A 20793-nucleotide genomic window follows, 5' to 3' on the forward strand; every position below is an offset into this window, starting at 1 on the left:
CGATTAATCATACTTTTCATTATTTGGATAGCCACTGCCGAGAGTGGCTATTTGTCTAGTTATATCATCATCTTATTATTTAAATTGCGGCACAAAATGGATATTTTTTGCGTCCATCGGCTACCCCTTTCCCGCATATTTGCGTAACTATCCGTTATGTTAATTTTTTGTGAATTCATTGTAACCAGATGAAGGTGAAAGAGGGTGACAACGATGAAAGGTTTGAATAATAAGATTGCCATTGTGACTGGCGGAGCGACCAAAATTGGTGCAACCGTCGCGAAAGTATTGAGTGATTACGGTGTAAAAGTCACGATTTTTGATATTGATGCCGTGAATGGTGAAAAAGTCGCTCAAAGTGAGCCCAATATTGACTTTATTCCTGTTGATATCACAGATGACCAACAGCTTAAACAAGGTATTGACCGTGTTGCGCAGAAATATGGCCAACTCGATTTTTTAGTTAATCTGGCAGCCACTTATCTTGATGAAGGCCAGTTATCGACAAGGCAGGATTGGCTCACTGCGTTGAATATTAATGTAGTGAGTGCGGTGATGGCAGCGCAGTTTGCCAAAGCGCATTTCGTCAAGTCGGGCAAAGGTGCCATCGTCAACTTTACCAGCATTTCTTCTTCTGTCGCCCAAACAGGTCGTTGGCTCTACCCTGCATCTAAAGCCACTATGTTAGAGGTAACTCGCAGCCAAGCAATGGATTATGCGGCTGAAGGAATTCGTGTAAATTCCGTTTCCCCAGGATGGACCTGGTCCCGAGTTATGGATGAAATCACGGGGGGGGATCGTCAAAAAACAGACCGTGTTGCCGCTGATTACCACTTATTAAAACGCGTTGGTGACCCAGAAGAAGTCGCTCAAGTTGTCGCGTTCTTACTGTCTGATTTGGCCAGTTTTGTTACTGGTGCAGATTACGCTGTCGATGGCGGCTATTCCGCTATGGGGCCTGAACAGGCTAAACCCGCAATTCCCCGTCTTGCTGAATAAGACACCACTTTAACTATTTTGTAGAGGAAAATACTATGCGTCGAATTGCTATTGTAGGTGGTGGTCAAGCGGGTATGCCATTAGCTTTGGGTCTACTCAATAAAGGTTATGAAGTCACGGTTGCAACAAACCGGACTCCAGAAGATGTTAAAAATGGCCGAGTGATGTCGAGCCAGTGCATGTTCGATATTTCACTGCAATTTGAACGTGATTTAGGGATTAATTTTTGGGAAGAGCAATGTCCGCCAGTTGAAGGCATTGGTTTTACCGTGCCTAATCCCGAAAAAGCAGGCGAAAAAGTGATTTCTTGGCGTTCGCGCCTCGATAATTATGCCCAAGCCGTCGACCAACGTATCAAAATGCCTTACTGGATGGAATTATTTGCTGCTCGTGGCGGTAATTTACGGATTGAAGATGTTGGCGTCGCAGAGCTGGAGCACTTAGCGCAAACGCACGATTTAGTTGTGTTAGCGGGTGGGAAAGGGGAAATTGTTAAATTGCTTGAGCGCGATGCCACCCGTTCACCTTATGACAAACCACAGCGCGCCTTGGCACTGACTTATGTGCATGGCATGTTACCAACACCGGAATTCTCTCAAGTTTCTTTCAATTTGATCCCCGGTGTTGGCGAGTATTTTGTATTCCCATCACTGACGAATAGCGGTGATTGCCACATCATGGTGTTTGAAGGGATCCCCGGTGGGCCGATGGATCAGTGGAATGAAGCGCGTACTCCACAGGAACATTTGGCTTACAGTAAAAAAATTCTTAATACCTATTTACCTTGGGAAGCAGAGCGTTGCCATCACGTTGAGTTAACTGATGATAATGGCATTCTAGCCGGAAGATTTGCACCAACAGTGAGAAAACCGGTGTTAACTCTACCATCAGGCAATATTGTATTTGGTCTTGGCGATGCGTTAGTCACCAATGACCCACTAACGGGGCAAGGTTCAAATAATGCCACCAAGGCTTGTAAAGTCTATTATGACGCTATTTTAGCCCATGGTGACAAGCCTTACACTGCCGAGTGGATGAATGACACATTTGAGCAGTTCTGGAAGTATGGCCGCCATGTTGTGGAATGGACCAATTCCTTACTCGCCCCTCCTGAGCCCCATATTTTACACTTATTGGATGCAGCCCAGCAGTTGCCATCCTTAGCACACACCATCGCCAATGCCTTTAATTACCCGCCCGTATTATTCCCTTGGTGGAAAGATGGGGCTGCCTGTGAGACCTATATTCAATCGCAAATGATGGAAGAAGCGCGAGCTTAATGGGGGATATCAGTATGTCTATGATTGCAGAGGATACACTCATGTGTGATAGGGAATGGGGCGATACCGAGTTTGAATCAAAAATATTGCGTAATCTGCTGGGCTGCTATCCAACAGGGGTTGCGATTGTTACCACTCGAACTGCAGATGGCCGTGATGTTGGGTTGACTATCAACTCGTTTGCATCGCTATCACTTGACCCACCGCTAGTGCTATGGAGCTTAGTGAACCATTCACCAAACTTATCCGTATTTCGTGATTGTGCTCATTTCACTATCAATATATTAGGTCACGGGCACCAAGAACTTGCAATGCGTTTTGCGAACCCGCGTATCGAAAATAAATTTGAAGATGTAGCAATTCACCTTACACCAGAAGGGATCCCTGCATTGCATGGAGCGATAGCGACATTGGTATGTGAAAACCATAAACAAGACACGATTGGCGACCACTTATTGATGGTGGGGCATGTTCGCCGTATCGGCAGTGAAGCGGGGAAACCGTTAGTGTTTCATGGCGGTAGTTTTACTGCATTACATGAAGCACCTTAAGTGAGGAAGAGACGATGAACCAGCAAACATTAATGGCATTTTCAGCACAGTTGCAGCAAGGAAATATTCAAGTTATCGACCTGACACAAACTTTATCGCCTTCATTTCCAGCCCTGCAATTGCCTGAGCAATTCGGGCAAGTCTGGTCATTTAGCATGGAACAGATTTCTCGTTATGATGATAACGGCCCTGCATGGTATTGGAATAATTTTAGTTGCGGAGAACATACCGGAACGCATTTTGATGCACCAATTCATTGGATTAGCGGTAAAGACCAAATCAATAATACGGTGGATACCATTCCAGTGGAAAACTTTGTAGCGCCAGCCGTTGTAGTAGATGCCAGTGCGGAAGTGGCTCAAAACCCTGACTGGGTGTTAACTGTCGAGTTTCTACAAAAGTGGGAAGAAAAGCACGGCACAATTCCTAAAGCTGCTTGGGTGCTTTTTAGAACTGATTGGTCGAAAAAGGCGAATGACCCGGTTGCCTATGTCAGTATGCGTGAAGATGGTGCACACACACCGGGGCCATCCCAAGAAGCGGTAGAGTGGCTTATTCACCAGCGTGATGTTAAAGGGTTTGGTGTTGAAACTATCAATACGGATGCAGGGCAGTCATATAGTTGGCCGGTACCTTACCCTTGCCATACTTTAATGCATGGTCACAATAAATATGGCCTGCAATGTTTGACGAACCTCGACAAACTGCCTGCGACAGGTGTCGTGGTTGTTGCTGCGCCACTTAAAATTGAAGGTGGCTCAGGCAGCCCATTACGTGTACTTGCACTTGTGGGGTGAGGTATGACAACAAACTCAACCCCTCAGGTAATTGTGGTGGGCAGTGGGATGAACTCCTTAATGTGTGCCGCCTTGTTGGCGGTACGTGGGAAATCAGTCCTTGTTCTTGAGCGAAATGACCGCTTAGGGGGCTGCATTCGCACTGAAAATTTATTTGAGGGCTATACCCACGATCTCCTTTCTTGTTGGTACTCCTTATTTGTTGGTAGCCCTGGCTACCAAGAGCTCGAACCCTATTTAAAGCCGTATGGATTAGAGTTTGCTCAATGTGATTATTCAACGGGGTTAGTGCAACCGGATGGTCAATCGATTGCATTAAAACGGGATATTTCTGAAGCGGCTAAGCAGCTCGACCAGTTGGCTCCGGGTGATGGTCTTGCATTTCGTAAGATGGCAGACCAGCTATTTACACAAGATGCAGCGCTCACCTTTGGCCTATTAGGGCAAAACCCATACAGCGCTAATATGTTGAAATTATTGTTCTCTGAATGGCGCAAACGCGGGGTCGATGGCTTGCTTGATTTTGCAAAAGCCGGAATAGAAAGCTTTCGCCGTTGGTCAGAACGTGAATTACAGCACGACTTTAGCCGAGCTTTGATGGCGCCGTGGGTATTACATACCGGACTTGGGCCGGATGAAGCCAGTTCTGCATTAATTGGCAAATTGACTTTTGCAGCGGTGGTGGCTGGTGGTATGCCAGTGGTGAGAGGTGGCAGTTCTCGTATCGTGGAAGCGTTTGCAAAGGTTATTGAAGCGAACGGCGGCAAACTAAAAACGGGTATGCATGTTGAAAAAATCATCACCCAAGGTGAGGGGAAAAATCAACGGGCAACCGGTGTGAAGGTGAATGGGCAAATCATTGCTGCGTCGGAAAGCGTGGTTTGTAACGTTACCCCAACACAGTTGTATGGTTCGTTACTCGAAAATATTTCGCCACAAGTGAGGGAAAAAGCGAGAGGTTACCGCTATGGGCGTGCAGGTATGCAAATTCATTTTGCTTTAAGCGCCCCTCCTCCTTGGTGCAATCCTGAGTTGTTAAATGTACCACTGGTGCATTTCACTGAAAGCATGGAGCAGGTGTGTTTGTCGGTGACACAGGCAAATAATGGTTATTTACCCGATAAACCGACATTTGGTATTGGCCAACCGACTGCACTTGATCCCAGTCGAGCCCCCGATGGTGGGTGGATCTTATGGATCCAGATGCAAGAGTTACCTCGAGTTTTAAAAGGGGATTCTGCTGGTGAAATTTTAATACCCGATGATGGACGTTGGAATGAACAAGTCAGAGAAGCAGTTGCCGACCGAATTCAACAGCGTTTAGAGCTCGTAATGCCTGGCTTTTCTCATTTGATCGTGGGACGCAAGGCAATCTCTCCCGCTGACCTAGAAAGCTACAACTGTAACCTTGTGGGTGGCGACCCTTATTCAGGAACCTGCTCCCCCGATCAGTTTTTCTGGTTGCGCCCTTTCGCAGCGACTGGCCAGACAAAGACGCATCAAACCGCAGTCAAAAACCTCTTTCATATCGGCGCTTCAACACACCCAGGTCCCGGTTTGGGGGGCGGTTCAGGTTACCTTGTTGCCCAGAAATTAGCAGTCAAACGCAGGACATAATAAATCCGCAAAGGATTTGCGACATAACAGGTAAAGCACACACAGTAAGACAACCCACTATGGCAGGAAACATGATGAAAAAAATAACAATCAGTAAGCTTGTAGCAGGTTCGTGTCTCAGCGTACTTTCGTTTGGTGCGATTGCCACTGAAGGTGGCGGTTTAGGGGTATATCCCGATGGGTTAGAAAACTTTATGTCAGGGGCGCTGCCACCGCAAGGGGTACATGTACTGATGTATGGGGGAAATGCCCATTATGACAGCGTTCGTGATAATAAAGGGGATAAAATACCGGTTCCAGGCTTTAGTGTGAATGTTAACGTATTGGCACCGCGTTTTATTTGGGTGACTGATCAAAAAGTTTTTGGCGGTGATCTAGCTTTCCATACCATTTTGCCGTTGCTAGATGTGACCGCAAAAGCGGCAGGCCAAAAAGAGACCAGTCGGGGTCTCGGTGATGTGACTTTTGGTCCTGCTTTAGGTTTTCATCCTTCAGCTGATTTGCATTATGTTGTGGGATTAGATGCCTATGCACCGACAGGTAAATACAGCAAAACGGATCCATCTAGCCTTGGAAGAAATTATTGGGCATTACAGCCAGTTTGGGCAATTAGTTATATACCGCCTGTTGGTATAAATGCAGATTTGAAAATGATGTATGACTTTAACTTTCGTAATAACGACACAAAAACCCGGTCAGGGCAAGCATTTCACGCTGATTATGCACTAGGTTGGGGGTTCGGCAATGGTTGGGTGGCAGGTATTGGGGGCTATGCATTTTGGCAAACGACAGATGATAGCGGACCAAATTCAGCTCAAGGAAAAGCTCGAGCCTATTCTATTGGGCCTTCAATTCGCTATGCTAACCCGCAAGGGTGGCTATTTACTGCTAAATGGGAAAAAGATTTTGAAGTTAGAAACCGGCCTGAAGGTTCACAAATTTATTTGAAAGCATCAATTCCATTTTAACTCATTATAGACACGTCTTTTCTCTATAACGCCATATAGTTTTAATACTATATGGCGTTACTCTTATTAATACTTAAATTTATAGTAATTATACGCATTTTAAATTTTCTTTATTATTTTTAATTTAAAGTATATACACGTATTTTCTATGTATAAAAACTTAAGTAATATATTAAAGCTATATCCATTTTAGTGTATTTTCTTATCCCGAATTTTCTCCTGCATTTAATTCTTTTAAATAATTAAGTTTCTATCTTTATGTTTAATTTGATTATTTCCATAACACCCTTAAATAAACATTAAATGTCAAATAAAACATTTAATTTAGTTTAATTTTATGTATTATGATTAATGTCATCCAGAGTACGGTTGTTTTAAATCTGGTTTTTTATCATGAAGTAATATCTAGTATTAGTTTTCAAAATATTAATAAAGAAACATCTGCTAACATTCATTAATAATTAAGCGCTCTACTTTGGGTTTGTTTAATTAAAATCTAATGTAAATACTGCTCTTTAATTAGAGGGACATATCATGAAAAAACTATTATTAACTGCGATGATTACAACAAGCTGTTTTTCATTAAATTCATTTGCCGCAACCGATACTGTTGGTGGTGGTCAGGTGAATTTTTTTGGTAAAGTTACTGATATTTCTTGTACTATTTCAGTTGATGGTCAAGGAAGTAACGCTAGCGTATATTTAGCGCCAGTTTCAATTAAAGAAGTGAAAGCCGCCGCTGCTTTTACATATTTAAAACCGAAATCATTTGTTATTGATGTAACAAACTGTACTCAAACAGCAACATCAACACGTGCAGACGTTGATGTTAAATTAGATATGAAACGAATTGGTGTATATTGGAATGGCGGTAATATACTACAGAATCCACCTACAGGAGCAGAGGGATATTTAGCAAATACAGAGTCAACAGGAGCTAAAAATATCCAGCTTGTGTTAGCAACAAAAGGTGATTCTTCTTTATCCGGCACTAAAATTATCCCTGGTGATCCAAATCAAGCAAAAGTTGTTACAGACTTAACATCGATTAAAGATGGTGCTCGATTTACTTATTTTATTGGCTATTCAGCACCAAGCCCTTCTATTGTGACAACGGGTTTAGTTAATAGCTATGCAACCTATGAAATAACGTATAAGTAATTTTTGCATTTTTGTTATAATAGGCGGTAGTTTTACTACCGCCTCTAAAAGAGGTGAAAATGAAAATACTGAGTTTATTAAATATTTCTTTGTTGTTTATTTGTCATTTTTCTTTTGCCAATAATATCATTGTTAATGGTACTCGGTTTATTTACTCTGAAAATGACAAAGAAATTACGGTCCAACTAAATAATACAGCAAACAGACCTGCGGTTGCTCAAGTTTGGCTTGACGAAGGTGACCCGAAGGCCCTTCCAGAAACAATTAAAACGCCTTTTCAAATAACACCACCAATATCCAAAATTTCTGCAAATGGCGGGCAAACAATTCGGATAAAATTGGTTGATAGAACATTATTGTCCACAGATAAAGAAACGTTATATTGGTTAAATTTATTGGATATTCCACCAATTACAAAATCAGAAAGAAACGCTGAGCAAAATATGCTACAACTCGCAATTCGCTCTCGCTTTAAATTTATGTATCGTCCGAAAAAATTGGGTAGTAGAGAGTTAGCCCCTGAACAGTTACAGATTTTTTCTGGTAAACAAAATATCCAAGTTAAGAACCCCACTCCCTTTTTTATTACAATCACTGCGATTAATGACGAGAAGAAAACACTTAATACCGAAGCATTTATGTTAGCGCCGGGGGAATCTCAAACGATCAAAATTAATGGCGTCGTGAATTCAGGAGATAATATAACAATCAATAATATTAATGATTATGGTGCAGAGGTTCCAGCAAAAATAAAAGTAAAATGATCGGATGCAAGGATGAATATGCGATTTAAAAAAAATAAAGCTATTTTTTTCACATTATCGATTGTTCCCATATTGGTTGTAACCAGTGAAGTTCACGCTGAAGAACAAAGCTCAGATGAAATATATGAGTTTAATAGTGGTTTTATTGTCGGCAGCCAGGAAAGTATCGATCTTACCCATTTTAATGAAAATGAATTAAAGGAAGGGCTTTACTCAATTGATTTTTATGTTAATGGCTATTGGAAAGGTCGACATGAAATTCAATTAAGCAAAAGAGATAAGCAAAATATAGCAGCCTGTTATTCAAATACTCTATTAATGAGTTTATCAATTAATACTACCGCATTGAATCCAACTCTCAGTCGTAGTGAACAACCGTGTGGTTTTCTGAAGGAATGGAACAACGATAGTAATATTAAGGAAACTTTCGACCCGACAAGCCTCAGGTTAGATTTAACGCTACCTCAACTTTATATCATACAGTCACAAGCTGGCTATGTGCCACCTGAATTCTGGGACAAAGGAATTCCTGCATTAAATACAGCGTATCAAGCTAACTTTTACAGTAATAACCTTTCAGACTCATCCATTGAACGCTATTCCACGATGTATCTTGGCATTAATTCGGGTTTTTCATATAACGGTTGGCAATTAAAACACATCGGTAATGCAGCATGGCAGGAAGGTGACAGTTTTCGATGGGATAGCAATCAAACTTATCTTCAAGCGCCATTAGTGTCTATGAAATCAACCATGACGATGGGGCAATTTTATACCGAAGGTAACTTATTTGATAGTGTGAGTTTACGGGGTGTGAAAATAGCAACGGATGACAGTATGTACCTTGATGGTGTTACAAATTATACACCGGAAATCCGTGGGATAGCCCAAAGTAATGCATTAGTTACTGTTCGACAAAATAACACCGTTATCTATCAAACGACTGTTCCTCCGGGGCCATTTAATTTACAAGATGTAACGCCGTCAGGTTATGGTAATGACCTTGAAGTGATTATCAAAGAAGCGGATGGAAGTGAAAGCTCTTTTTTTGTTCCGTATTCTTCATTACCCCAGCTCTTAAGACCTAAGTTTACCCGCTACCAAATAGCAACAGGTAAGTTAGATCAAAATAGTTATCATCACCGCCCTTATATTATTCAAGGGACATTACAGCATGGCTACAATAATTATTTCACATTCTATACGGGTATTAATGCGTATGATGATTATCAAGCGTACATGCTGGGTACTGCTATTAATACGCAAGTCGGGGCGTTGGCTTACGACATTACGAGTGCAAGAATGAAAACACAAAACCATCGAGAAAATGGTTTTAATCATCAGTTAACATTAAATAAATTATTTTCAGATACAAAAACGAACTTTATTGTTAGCGGTAATGTTCGTTCAAATGAGTCTTACTATAATTTGAATGAATCACTTTATCTTATTGATAATGAAAAGCGCCAAACAACTAGCCAACTACGGCATGAAAAGAAAAGTCTCAATTACACCATTAACCAAGAACTCCCCGAAAGCTATGGTGGTTTTTATTTTACTGGGCGGATAGTTGATTATTGGGATGATAGGGACACTGAAAAACAATACCAATTTAACTATTATAATCATTTTGATAAGTTATCTTACTCCATTTCTTTTATACGGCTTTATTCCGACAATTATAATAATAGTAAAGACGACAGGATAAGTATTAACCTTAGTTATCCATTATATTTTGGTGATAACCAACATATCTCATTGACATCAAATACTATTTTCAATAACTCATCATTTGATGCAACCCAACTAGGGATTAATGGTTCTCTCGATGAAGATAACAATTGGGTTTATGGCATAAACTCTTCTTTCTCAAATAATAGTAATAATAACATCGCATTAAATACTGCTTATCGAACGCCTTATTCTGCTTTAAATGCAAGTTATAGCCATGGAAAACGTTATCGTCAGTATGCTCTAGGCGCTAATGGTTCAATGGTGTTTCATGCCGATGGCGTCACTTTTTCGCCAAATATATCCCAAACGATGGCTTTGATAGAAGCGAAAGATGCTCAGGGAGCTTCAATTGTAGGATCTCCGGGGACTCATATTGATAGTCAAGGCTATGCACTTGCATCTTATATGCGCCCATATCGCGTCAATACTATTGAACTCGACCCTAAAGGAAGCTCAGAAGATATTGTTTTTCAAAATACACTTAAAAACGTAGTCCCTTATGAAGGGAGTATCGTTAAAGTCAGCTTTGGTACGAAAGTTGAAAAGAGTAAAGTATTTGAAGTTAAACGCATTAACAATCAACCACTTCCATTTGGCGCTGAAATTAAAGGGGACTCAGGAGCATCGATAGGCAGTGTCGGGCAGGGGAGTAATATATTTGTTAATGATGAATATGAAGGTAAGGCAACGGTTGTTTGGCATGAGGGGGAGTGCTCATTCTTGCTTAACAAACAAATTGAATTGAATAGGAACATAATATGCGAATAGTTTATTTATATTATTTTTCTGCTATTTTTTGCGTTAGCACTCCTGTGATGGCTGACTGTGTTCGCTCCTCAGTGCCCCCCGTCGACATTAACATGGAATTAGGTCGCGTGGTCGTGAGCCCTGAATTACCCGTTGGTACTATAATTCGGGAACGAACATGGAATATGGATATGGCAACATCTGTATGGGCTGAATGTAGCGGCGGTACGGTATTAGATGCAAAAGTTGTCGCTAGTAAGCCTATGTCTGGGGATAATATTATCGAAACGAATGTGCCTGGAATTGGCTTGCGGTTTATTCGTGATGCTGATGGCGGGAAGATAAAAATCACTTATCCCGGCCATTATACCGTGCCTGGAGAAGGTACAAAAAATGTTGTACTCGCGGGATCTACGTTTACCATTCAAGTGATTAAAATTGCAGATGTCACTGGTTCGGGGTCAATCCACCAAGGAGAGTACACCCGTTATGGTTATTTACCTGACTCGATATCTCCTGCATTGATAACACGTTTGAATGCTGATGCTATTACGATTGTTTCTCCTTCCTGCAAAATAACCTCTGGCGTAAACCAAAATGTCATAATGAAATCAGTGAAAAAAAGTGAGTTTACAGGTTTAGGATCAACTGCAGGTTTAACACCCTTTGCGATTACTATGTTATGTAGCGGCGGTGTTAATGCGTCCAATACATCTAATATTTATATGTCGTTTAATGGTGAACTTGCACCAGATACAAATAAAACTCAAGGTGTACTTGAAAATAGTTCAACAGAGCTTCAAGCGGCGGATGGGGTAGGGGTACAGGTTCTGACCAAAGAAGATAAACCATTGGAATGGGATAAAAATTATTTGGTAGGAAGTGTGGGAATACTTCAAGAAAAATCAATAAATCTTAATTACATAGCTAAATATTATCAATATAAAAAAGAAATAACACCAGGAAAAATACAAGCTAAGATGATTTTTAATATTTCTTACGATTAGTAAAAACATCTATAGTAAATATATCTATATTAATTAAATTGAAATGGTTCCCTAGTGTTTTATTAGGGGATCATTTTTTTTGTTATTTTTATAGCGGTTTTTTTTATCTAGTAATTTGAATGTAAATGTATTTTTTACTTCTAAGATATAAATCAAATCGACAAAGTGTAATTATTTATTAGAAAGTGTGTTGACATAAAAATTTAACTTAGTATCATTCCGCTCGACTTAACTAAGGTCAAATATAATCTATTTTAAAACGTATTATTACTTATTTTTTAAATACGTTTATGGTTGTTAATTAATTTAATTTCACAGCAATGTTTTTTTCAACTCATTGAATTTTATTTTTAATTTGATATGTGATTGTATTCGGCCTCTACAAACCAATCTTTAAAATTAATTCAATGAATAGAGTGAGTTACAATGAAATTTATCGTTATATTATTCTCTTTTTTGTTTTCTTTTTTTACATACAGCATGGAAAATAGTGGAGGGAAGGTTTATTTTGGTGGGTATGTATTTGAAGAACCTTGTAATTATAAAACAACAGTTAACCATATAGTATTAACTTGTGATGAGAGGGATAATAATAAAAACCATTATTATCAAATTTCCTCATTAAATGAAAGTGAAACTAAGATTGATTCGATCAAAATTTCGGATATTAATTTGTCTAAGATATCAATCAATTCTGCGATTACGACTATTTCATATAGGTAGTAATACCAGTAAATAAAGAATATACGTTGTCCTTTTCTACTTTCAGTTCTCATTTATATCACCCCCCTCAATCTATAATTTAGAAAGGGGGGCTATTTTTAAAAGTAATACTATAAATAGAAAATAATATATAACATTATTGATATTAATTTTATATTGTTAAATGACTGTTATAGATAATTAGGCTTTTTTCATACTCTGACTTGGCGTTTCACCATAACGTTTTTTATACTCTGCGCTAAAGCGGCCCATATGGGCAAATCCCCAACGTAAAGCTACCCCAGTGACATTAGTTGCTTCTCCTGAAAGAAGTTCAGCTCGAACACGTTCCATCCGTAAGTCACGTAAATATTGCATCGGGCTGATATCTAAGAACTCTTTAAAACCCGCATATAAACTGCGTAAGCTGACGCCTGCAATATGAGCAAGCTGCTCAACAGTGATAGGTTCATGTGCATGAGCTTCTAAATACTCTTGCACTCTGCGTACGTGACGAGGACGGATTGTTGACCTGCGCATTCCTGAGTCTTCGATATAATTATGGCCTTGAGTAGAAAGTAAAGTGACAGAAACTAATTGTTCAACCTGAGTTGTGATCAATTTATGTTGTAAGAGATCGGGGGTGCGTGTCGCACATTCAATCAGGTAATTCATCAGAGTGCGCCATGCAAAACAGGATTGCCAAGCAAAGCCTAACTCAAAAACTAAGGGTTTATCTAAAGTATGACCAAGTTGGCCCACTAACGATCTTTCAAGTAAAGAACGGGAAATACGCAACATAAACTGATCGTTATCGCTATTCCAGCGCATTATTGTTGATTCTTCAGGACTAAGAAGTGAGGCCATTTGAGGGGTTGACTCAAGACACTTTCCACCACTTTCGATGACCGCTGTACCTGATAGAGGCATTTGAACTAAAAAAAAGTCCTGTAGTTGCCCTGGAATAATGGATACATCGGCACCGTAGCGTAAGCGGCTTAAAGAAATATCCCCCATTGGAATATAGTGCATACGAGCATCAAGGCGCTGATGCGGGTTAAGCAAGTTAAATTGATGGGGTTTCATGACTCGACCAACCATCGATTTAATCTCTTCAGGATCTGCTGAGGTAAATAATAAACGCTCTGAAGAACAGAGCTGATTTTCAATCTGAGGTGCAGATGAATGGGACCACGAGTTGCTCAACATCGAAGGTACCTCCAAAATAGTTTATCAACCCTGCTCGATAGAATAATCAAAAGTGGGTCTGACTAATATTGCTTATTATGTTTTTTTCTCAATGAATTCAATTAATTATTATATTTTACGGTGATTTTTTATATTTGGAAGGAGTGACTTTAACTTAAGCTAAATAGAATCTTCCTTCCTTAAATTGTTAACATTTTATTAATTATTTTTTAACCAGGTGTGGGTTGAACATAGCATAAACATATTTCCTTACCTAGATAAAAGAATGCAGATGCTATCCGAAAACTGCAAAAAAATAGTAACTATGTGGTTATTGTGATAATGATAACAATATAAAAAATAAAGTTATTTCTATTTTAAAATAGCAAGTTATGCATGATTTTTCATATTATATTTTATGTTTGACTGGTTATTTTTTGTTTGGTTGAATTAATGCTCTAATTAATCGTTTTGTATTGATTTATTTCTCTGCTTGATGTGTTTTTGTGTGTGGTTTCTCTATTAAGCCAAGTTTTTCAATCTTTTTTGTTTATTTTATTGGTTTGTTTTTTCTACGTTATTTTATTGGAAAACTAATTTCCTAGCTGTTTTAACTCACTATTTGTCCCTTATCTGCAAGCCTTATCCACTCTCTGCATAAATCTAATTTACATGATTAATCATGGATTGACCTGTTATTAACAAAAGATATACAAGTAAGAAACACAATAAAGATAAAAACGTTCTGATGTTGATTGGTGAGGTTAAAATGGCTGAGCGATCGTTTGTACAAGAAGTTCAAAAATTACGGCAAGGGCAAGGTGAAACTTTCAGCGGTGAAGGGATCCTTGCTGTCACAAAAGCGCTGTTAGAGTCGGGTGTATCTTACGTTGCGGGATATCAAGGTGCTCCTATCTCCCATTTGATGGATGTCCTTGCTGATGCACAAGATATTTTATCCGAATATGGTATTCGTTTTGAAAATAGCGCAAGTGAAGCAACTGCAGCGGCAACTTTGGCAGCCTCAGTTAATTATCCACTACGTGGCGCTGTGACGTTTAAAGCAACCGTGGGAACGAATGTCGCGTCTGATGCCTTAGCTAACTTAGCTTCTGGTGGCGTATTAGGGGGGGCTTTAATTATTGTTGGTGAAGATTATGGCGAAGGTTCTTCTATTATGCAGGAGCGCAGCCATGCTTTCGCAATGAAATCGCAGATGTGGTTACTCGACCCTAGACCCAACTTGCCGTCCATTGTTCAAGCTGTGAAAGACGGCTTTGAGCTCTCTGAAGCCAGCAATACACCTGTTATGTTACAAATGCGGATTCGTTCTTGTCATGTTCACGGGCAATTTGTTTGCGCAGATAATCAACCCCCTAAATTTACAGTGAAAGATGCACTCGAGAACCCAACTCGAGATGTTAGTCGCATAGTATTACCCCCCGCTAGTTTCTTACATGAAAAAGAAAAAATTGAAGCTCGCTGGCCCGCTGCAATTAAATTTATTCAACAGCATAAGTTAAATGAATTTTTTGCAGAAGACTCGGATGATGTTGGAATTGCGCTACAAGGGGGTTGTTATAACACGTTGATCCGCGCATTAAATCAGCTAGGGCTAGCGGATGTTTTTGGTAATAGCCAAATTCCTTTATATGTGATGAATGTGGCTTATCCATTGATTGATGATGAATTTGAACGTTTTTGTCGTGATAAAAAAGCCATTCTAGTCTTGGAAGAAGGCCAGCCAAATTTTGTTGAGCAAAATGTGGCGAATATTTTACGTCAACGCAAGATTGATATCGCCCTACATGGCAAGGATATGCTGCCAATGGCGGGGGAATATAATACGGCAACAGTACTTGCGGGGCTACGTTCGTTTTTTGAATGCTATGGAAAGATAGCTCCACAAGTCAAAGCGGCTGCAAAACAGATCCGTATCCCAACGATCAATATTGCCACTCAAAAATCTGAAGACTCTTTACCTGAATATGTTAATGCGGCGGAGCCAACATTAGATGAGTCTGTCCATGCGCGCCCACCAGGGTTTTGCACAGGTTGCCCCGAAAGGCCTATTTTCACTGCGATGAAATTGGTGGAACGTGAACTAGGCGAACACCATGTCAGTGCAGATATCGGCTGTCATTTATTTTCTATTCTACCGCCCTTTAATTTGGGGAATACCACCATGGGTTATGGGCTAGGAGGCGCAGCGGCTGCAGCTTTGAATGCAAAGGCTGGGAAACGTGCGATTTCAGTGATGGGAGATGGTGGTTTCTGGCATAACGGTTTAACCAGTGGCATTGCCAATAGTGTTTTTAATCGCAGTGATAACTTAACTATTGTGGTTGATAACAGCTATACCTCTGCGACAGGTGGGCAAGATATTCTCTCGTCGACAGCGTTGAATCCAACCCGTAGTACTGGTCATGAAATTGAAAAAGCGGTGAAAGGCGTGGGTGTTAATTGGGTGAAAACCATTAAACACACTTATGACTTAAAAACCATGACAAATACGTTACGTGAAGCTTTAACAACCGATGAGCAAGGGCCCAAGGTTCTGATTGCACAAAGCGAATGCATGTTGAACAAACAACGCCGCGAAAAGAAAAAGGTGCGTAGTGATGTTGCCGCAGGCAAACGAGTGGTACGTGAGCGTTTTGGTGTCGACCCTGACACCTGTACGGGCGATCACTCTTGTATTCGTTTATCTGGTTGCCCGTCTTTATCAATTAAACCTAGCCAAGACCCACTAAGAACAGACCCGGTTGCAACAGTGATGGATAGCTGCGTGGGGTGTGGGCTATGCGGTGAAGTTTCTCATGCTGCTGTTTTGTGCCCTTCTTTTTTTAAGGCCCAAATTATTACGAACCCTAATGGTTGGGACAAATTGCGCCATCGTGTACGCGGTTGGTTTATTGGCTATTTACAGCGTCGTGACGCACGTCGTCGTGAACAATTTAGTTTCTAAGGGGGATGCATGAATTCTTTATCAACTGCATTACCATCAACAAAAGTCGCATTACAGCCGATTAAAATTGCCATTTTAGCCATGGGCGGCGAAGGTGGTGGAGTACTTGCCGACTGGGTTGTCAACCTAGGTGAAGAAAACGGTTATTTTGCTCAAACAACTTCAGTGCCTGGCGTGGCACAGCGCACAGGGGCCACAATTTATTATGTGGAATTATTCCCAGGTGCTGATAACCCACAAACGCCTTCTCCTGTATTAGCGCTGATGCCGATGCCTGGTGATGTTGATGTCGTTTTGGCTTCTGAGTTAATGGAAGCGGGTAGAGCCGTGCAGCGCGGCTTTGTTACCCCAGAGCGCACAACATTAATTAGTTCAACACACCGCGTTTACTCTATCGCGGAAAAATCCGCCATGGGCGATGGGCGAGTCGATAGCCAAGCATTAATTCGCCATACTGCGGCATCTGCGCGTCAGTTTATTCACTTTGATATGGCACAAGCAGCACAAGAAAGTGGCAGTGTGATTAGTGCTGTTTTATTTGGTGCGTTGTTTGGTTCCGGTGTTTTACCCTTTAGCCGAGCACAGTTTGAAGAAACGATTGTACGTGGAGGCGTTGGCGTAAAACCAAGTTTGCGGGCTTTCACATTAGGCGCAGAAAAAGCGGCTAAACCCGAAGACGCATATCAGCCGGAATCCACAAATAACATCGTATATTCACCAAAAAATAAACAGGTATCACAACTATTAGCTCGTATCCAACATGAATTCTCTCCTCATGTGCAGTATCTCGTGACGGAAGGAGCTCGCAGACTTATCGATTACCAAGACCTTGCTTATGCCACTTTGTATTTGGAGCGCCTCAATAATCTCTTTGCCCAAAAAGGTGGACAAGATGAGCGTTTGCAACGTGCGCTCGCGCGCCACTTAGCTCTTTGGATGTCCTATGAAGACACCATCCGAGTGGCTGACCTCAAAATTCGTGATAGCCGTTTTGCTCGCGTTCGTAATGAAGTACAGGCAAAAGATAACCAATTATTGGAGATCAATGAATTCATGCATCCAAGAATTGAAGAAATTTGCGAAACGCTTCCCAAAAATTTAGGTCGTTGGTTAATGCGTCCACATTGGTTACACAAAGCGCTTCGCAAAATGACTGAAAAAGGACGGACGATCACTACCAGTTCTTTATTTGGTTTTTTACAGTTGTATCTATTAGCCACATGGCGAAAAGGTCGGCGTTCGACATTACGTTATCAACTAGAAACGCAGCGTATCGAAAAGTGGCTAGCGGTTGTAATTGAAGCAGCGAAAGCTAACCCTGCACTTGCAACCGAAATTACCGAATGCCAACGCGTGGTTAAAGGGTATAGCGATACTCATGCGAGAGGGTTGCGTAATTTTAAAATCCTAATGGACATCGTTGCGCAGCAAGGGAACAAATTAACTCCCATCAATTTGCGCGAACTGCGTGAAGCTGCATTGGCCGATGAACATGGGAAAGAATTGGAAAAATGCCGTCAACGTTTAGCGATGAATTAAGGATAACATCATGAGTTTACTGACATTTACTAAGCCACACAAAATTCACTTCTCGGAGTGTGACCCTGCAGGGATTGTGTTTTACCCCCAGTATTTCGTGATGTTTAACAATTTACTTGAACGCTGGGTTGATGAATTAGTCCCTCAAGGTTTTGCAGGTTACATCATGGAACAACGCTTTGGTTTGCCGACGGTACACCTAGAGGCGGAGTTCAAAGCTATTAGCAAAATGGGGGATAACGTGAAGCTAGAGCTGCATGTACAGCGTATTGGTCGCAAGTCTCTGACGTTACATCAACGCTGTGTCGGTGTTGATGGAGTACTGCGCATGCAAGTGACGCAAACTTATGTCACGACGTCATTAGAAACGCATCAAGCCATCCCGATTCCAGACGCCTTGTATCAGGCATTAACCGCTCAGCAACCCGTGTAAGTAAAGGAGAAATTCCATGAATATTGTGTGTATTGGCGGTGGTCCCGCAGGGCTTTATTTTGGGTTGCTGATGAAACTACAGAACCCAAAGAACCGTGTAGTGGTGGTGGAACGTAATCGTCCTTATGACACTTTCGGCTGGGGGGTGGTATTTTCTGATGCCACGCTCAGTAATTTGCGCCGAGCGGACCCGGTTTCTGCCAAAACGATTTCCGCGGAATTTAGCCACTGGGATGATATCGATGTGCACTTTAAAGGTGTATGTAACCGCAGTGGTGGCCATGGGTTTATCGGTATTGGGCGTAAAAAATTACTCAATATATTACAAGACCGTTGTGTGGAGTTGGGGGTGGAGCTGGTATTCGAAACTCAAGTAACGGATGACCAAGCGATTGCTCAAGAGTACCAAGCGGATTTGCTTATTGCCTCTGATGGCATAAATAGTGCGGTACGTACACGTTATGAAAACGTATTTAAACCGGATATTGACCCCCGTCGTTGCCGTTTTGTTTGGCTAGGTACAAAGAAGATTTTTGACGCCTTTACCTTCTTATTCGCTGAAAATGAGCATGGCTGGTTTCAAGTTCATGCCTATCAATTTCAAGAAGGGTTATCGACCTTTATTGTTGAGACGACGGAAGAAACTTGGCTTAAAGCCGGTATTGACCAAATGTCTCAAGAGGATGGTATCGCTTATTGTGAAAAATTGTTTGCGCCGTGGCTTGATGGCGAAAAGCTGATTGCTAACGCAGCGCATCTACGTGGTGCCGCGATTTGGATCCGCTTCCCTCGAGTCATCTGTGAAAATTGGGTGCATTGGACGCAGCCCGCACAAGGCAAAGACGTTCCTGTGGTTCTAATGGGAGATGCCGCTCATACCGCCCATTTTTCTATTGGTTCGGGAACCAAGCTTGCATTAGAAGATGCGATTGAGTTGTGTGAAAGTTTAAAAACAGCAGAAGGTGATTTACGTAAAGGGTTGGCGCATTACCAGAAGGTACGCAGTGTCGAAGTACTGAAAATTCAGAATGCGGCACGCAATTCGACAGAATGGTTCGAAAATGTTTGTCGTTATGAAAACTTGGCACCAGAGCAATTCGCTTATTCCCTCTTAACACGCTCACAGCGTATATCCCATGAAAACTTGCGAGTGCGGGATGCAGCTTGGTTAGATAACTACGAGCAGTGGTTTGCGGCACAAACTGGTGTCACTTCAACGGCAAAAATGCCGCCTATGCTGACGCCTTATCACGTACGAGGTGTCACTCTTAACAATCGTGTGGTTGCATCACCGACACTATTGTATTGCGCTAATCAGGGCGTACCCGATGATTTTCATTTGGTACATTTGGGTAGCCGTGCATTAGGCGGTGTGGGCCTAGTGATGACTGAAATGACGGCTATAGCCCCCGATGCTCGTGTGACAAAAGGCTGTGTCGGTATTTGGAATGACGAGCAAGTCATTGCTTGGCAACGTGTGACTGATTTTGTTCATCAAAAAACGGATGCCAAAATTGGTATTCAACTAGGCCATGCGGGGCGTCGTGGTTCAACTCAGCGAGGGTGGGAAAACGAAAATCACCCAATGGATGCAGATAACTGGCCGTTAGTTTCGGCTTCAGCGTTGCCTTATTTACCGAATATTTCACAAACTCCAGTAGCGCTATCCGAAGCGCAAATGACGACAGTGATTGGCCAATTTGTTGCTGCAGCAAAACGAGCGGAAACGGCAGGCTTTGACTGGCTTGAACTGCAAGCAGGGCATGGTTATTTACTGTCGAGCTTTATTTCACCATTAACTAATCAGCGTACAGATAACTACGGTGGAACGTTGGAAAACCGCTTACGTTTTCCGTTAGCCGTCATTAGTGCAGTGCGTCAAGTGTGGTCAAAACCTTTGACTGTTCGTATTTCATCGACGGACTGGGTGGATGGTGGGACGACAGTTGATGAAGCGGTGGAAATTGGCCGAGCAATGAAGCAAGCGGGAGCCGATATGATTGATTGCTCTTCTGGTGAAGTGTCACCGCAACAGCAACCAGTCTACGGTCGGATGTACCAAACCCCCATGGCAGACCGTATTCGTAATGAAGCAGGAATACCCGTTATTGCGGTAGGGGCTATTACTGATGCAGACCAAGTCAACAGCATTATTGCCGCTGGACGGGCAGATTTATGCGCTTTATCTCGACCATTACTTTCAGACCCTGCATGGGTCTTACATGAATGTGCGCGTTATGGGTGGGAAACTCGTTGGCCGGCATCGTATGAATATGGGCGTCAGCAACTCGTTCAAACCTTGAAATCGCGTTAAAGGCTTTGGCAAACAAAGAGGAAA

The 20793-nt window shown here is 41.5% G+C and carries 15 protein-coding genes; 14 read left to right on the forward strand and 1 reads right to left on the reverse strand.

What is annotated here, in order from left to right; translation table 11 throughout:
• The first annotated feature begins 213 nt into the window (after positions 1 to 213).
• From M1E86_RS02315 to M1E86_RS02360, 10 genes are all read left to right on the forward strand, one after another.
• Complete coding sequence (locus M1E86_RS02315) at positions 214 to 999, forward strand: SDR family oxidoreductase (RefSeq protein ID WP_125892958.1); 786 nt, start codon at positions 214 to 216, stop codon at positions 997 to 999.
• Positions 1000 to 1034: 35 nt separating this feature from the next.
• The gene (locus tag M1E86_RS02320) at positions 1035 to 2279 is read left to right on the forward strand and encodes a styrene monooxygenase/indole monooxygenase family protein (RefSeq protein WP_333987918.1); all 1245 of its coding nucleotides are present in this window, start codon (positions 1035 to 1037) and stop codon (positions 2277 to 2279) included.
• Positions 2280 to 2293: 14 nt separating this feature from the next.
• The gene (locus tag M1E86_RS02325) at positions 2294 to 2830 is read left to right on the forward strand and encodes a flavin reductase family protein (protein ID WP_227528888.1); all 537 of its coding nucleotides are present in this window, start codon (positions 2294 to 2296) and stop codon (positions 2828 to 2830) included.
• Between the two features lie 14 nt (positions 2831 to 2844).
• Entirely contained in the window at positions 2845 to 3627 is a 783-nt protein-coding gene (locus tag M1E86_RS02330; RefSeq protein ID WP_213914402.1) for a cyclase family protein, read from the forward strand.
• A 3-nt stretch (positions 3628 to 3630) separates the two neighbouring features.
• Complete coding sequence (locus M1E86_RS02335; RefSeq protein ID WP_213914401.1) at positions 3631 to 5244, forward strand: phytoene desaturase family protein; 1614 nt, start codon at positions 3631 to 3633, stop codon at positions 5242 to 5244.
• A gap of 74 nt (positions 5245 to 5318) precedes the next feature.
• Complete coding sequence (locus M1E86_RS02340; protein ID WP_333987925.1) at positions 5319 to 6212, forward strand: SphA family protein; 894 nt, start codon at positions 5319 to 5321, stop codon at positions 6210 to 6212.
• Positions 6213 to 6746: 534 nt separating this feature from the next.
• Positions 6747 to 7373, forward strand: a complete 627-nt coding sequence (locus M1E86_RS02345) for a fimbrial protein (protein ID WP_125892948.1) — start codon at positions 6747 to 6749, stop codon at positions 7371 to 7373.
• Between the two features lie 59 nt (positions 7374 to 7432).
• Positions 7433 to 8137, forward strand: a complete 705-nt coding sequence (locus tag M1E86_RS02350) for a fimbrial biogenesis chaperone (RefSeq protein ID WP_213914399.1) — start codon at positions 7433 to 7435, stop codon at positions 8135 to 8137.
• A gap of 18 nt (positions 8138 to 8155) precedes the next feature.
• Entirely contained in the window at positions 8156 to 10639 is a 2484-nt protein-coding gene (locus M1E86_RS02355) for a fimbria/pilus outer membrane usher protein (RefSeq protein WP_333987929.1), read from the forward strand.
• Positions 10630 to 11625 (forward strand): fimbrial protein, encoded by a 996-nt coding sequence (locus tag M1E86_RS02360; RefSeq protein WP_213914397.1) that lies wholly within the window; start codon positions 10630 to 10632, stop codon positions 11623 to 11625. The genes M1E86_RS02355 and M1E86_RS02360 overlap by 10 nt, the downstream gene beginning before the upstream one ends.
• A 903-nt stretch (positions 11626 to 12528) precedes the next feature.
• On the opposite strand, the gene M1E86_RS02365 is transcribed toward M1E86_RS02360, so the two are convergent.
• Positions 12529 to 13536, reverse strand: coding sequence for an AraC family transcriptional regulator (locus tag M1E86_RS02365; RefSeq protein WP_125892939.1), 1008 nt, complete (start codon positions 13534 to 13536; stop codon positions 12529 to 12531).
• 748 nt (positions 13537 to 14284) lie between these two features.
• On the opposite strand from M1E86_RS02365, the gene M1E86_RS02370 reads away from it, so the two are divergent.
• From M1E86_RS02370 to M1E86_RS02385, 4 genes are read left to right on the forward strand one after another with little or no spacing between them, the layout of a single operon-like run.
• Positions 14285 to 16483, forward strand: a complete 2199-nt coding sequence (locus M1E86_RS02370; protein WP_213914066.1) for an indolepyruvate ferredoxin oxidoreductase subunit alpha — start codon at positions 14285 to 14287, stop codon at positions 16481 to 16483.
• A gap of 9 nt (positions 16484 to 16492) precedes the next feature.
• Positions 16493 to 18022, forward strand: a complete 1530-nt coding sequence (locus M1E86_RS02375) for an indolepyruvate oxidoreductase subunit beta family protein (protein WP_213914065.1) — start codon at positions 16493 to 16495, stop codon at positions 18020 to 18022.
• Positions 18023 to 18032: 10 nt separating this feature from the next.
• A complete protein-coding gene (locus M1E86_RS02380) occupies positions 18033 to 18455 on the forward strand; it encodes an acyl-CoA thioesterase (protein WP_213914064.1) in 423 nt (140 codons plus the stop codon).
• A gap of 16 nt (positions 18456 to 18471) precedes the next feature.
• Positions 18472 to 20769 (forward strand): bifunctional salicylyl-CoA 5-hydroxylase/oxidoreductase, encoded by a 2298-nt coding sequence (locus M1E86_RS02385; RefSeq protein WP_213914063.1) that lies wholly within the window; start codon positions 18472 to 18474, stop codon positions 20767 to 20769.
• Positions 20770 to 20793 lie beyond the last annotated feature (24 nt).

Origin of the sequence: Providencia sp. PROV200 (assembly GCF_049901995.1) — a bacterium.
Classification (GTDB): domain Bacteria; phylum Pseudomonadota; class Gammaproteobacteria; order Enterobacterales; family Enterobacteriaceae; genus Providencia; species Providencia rettgeri_E.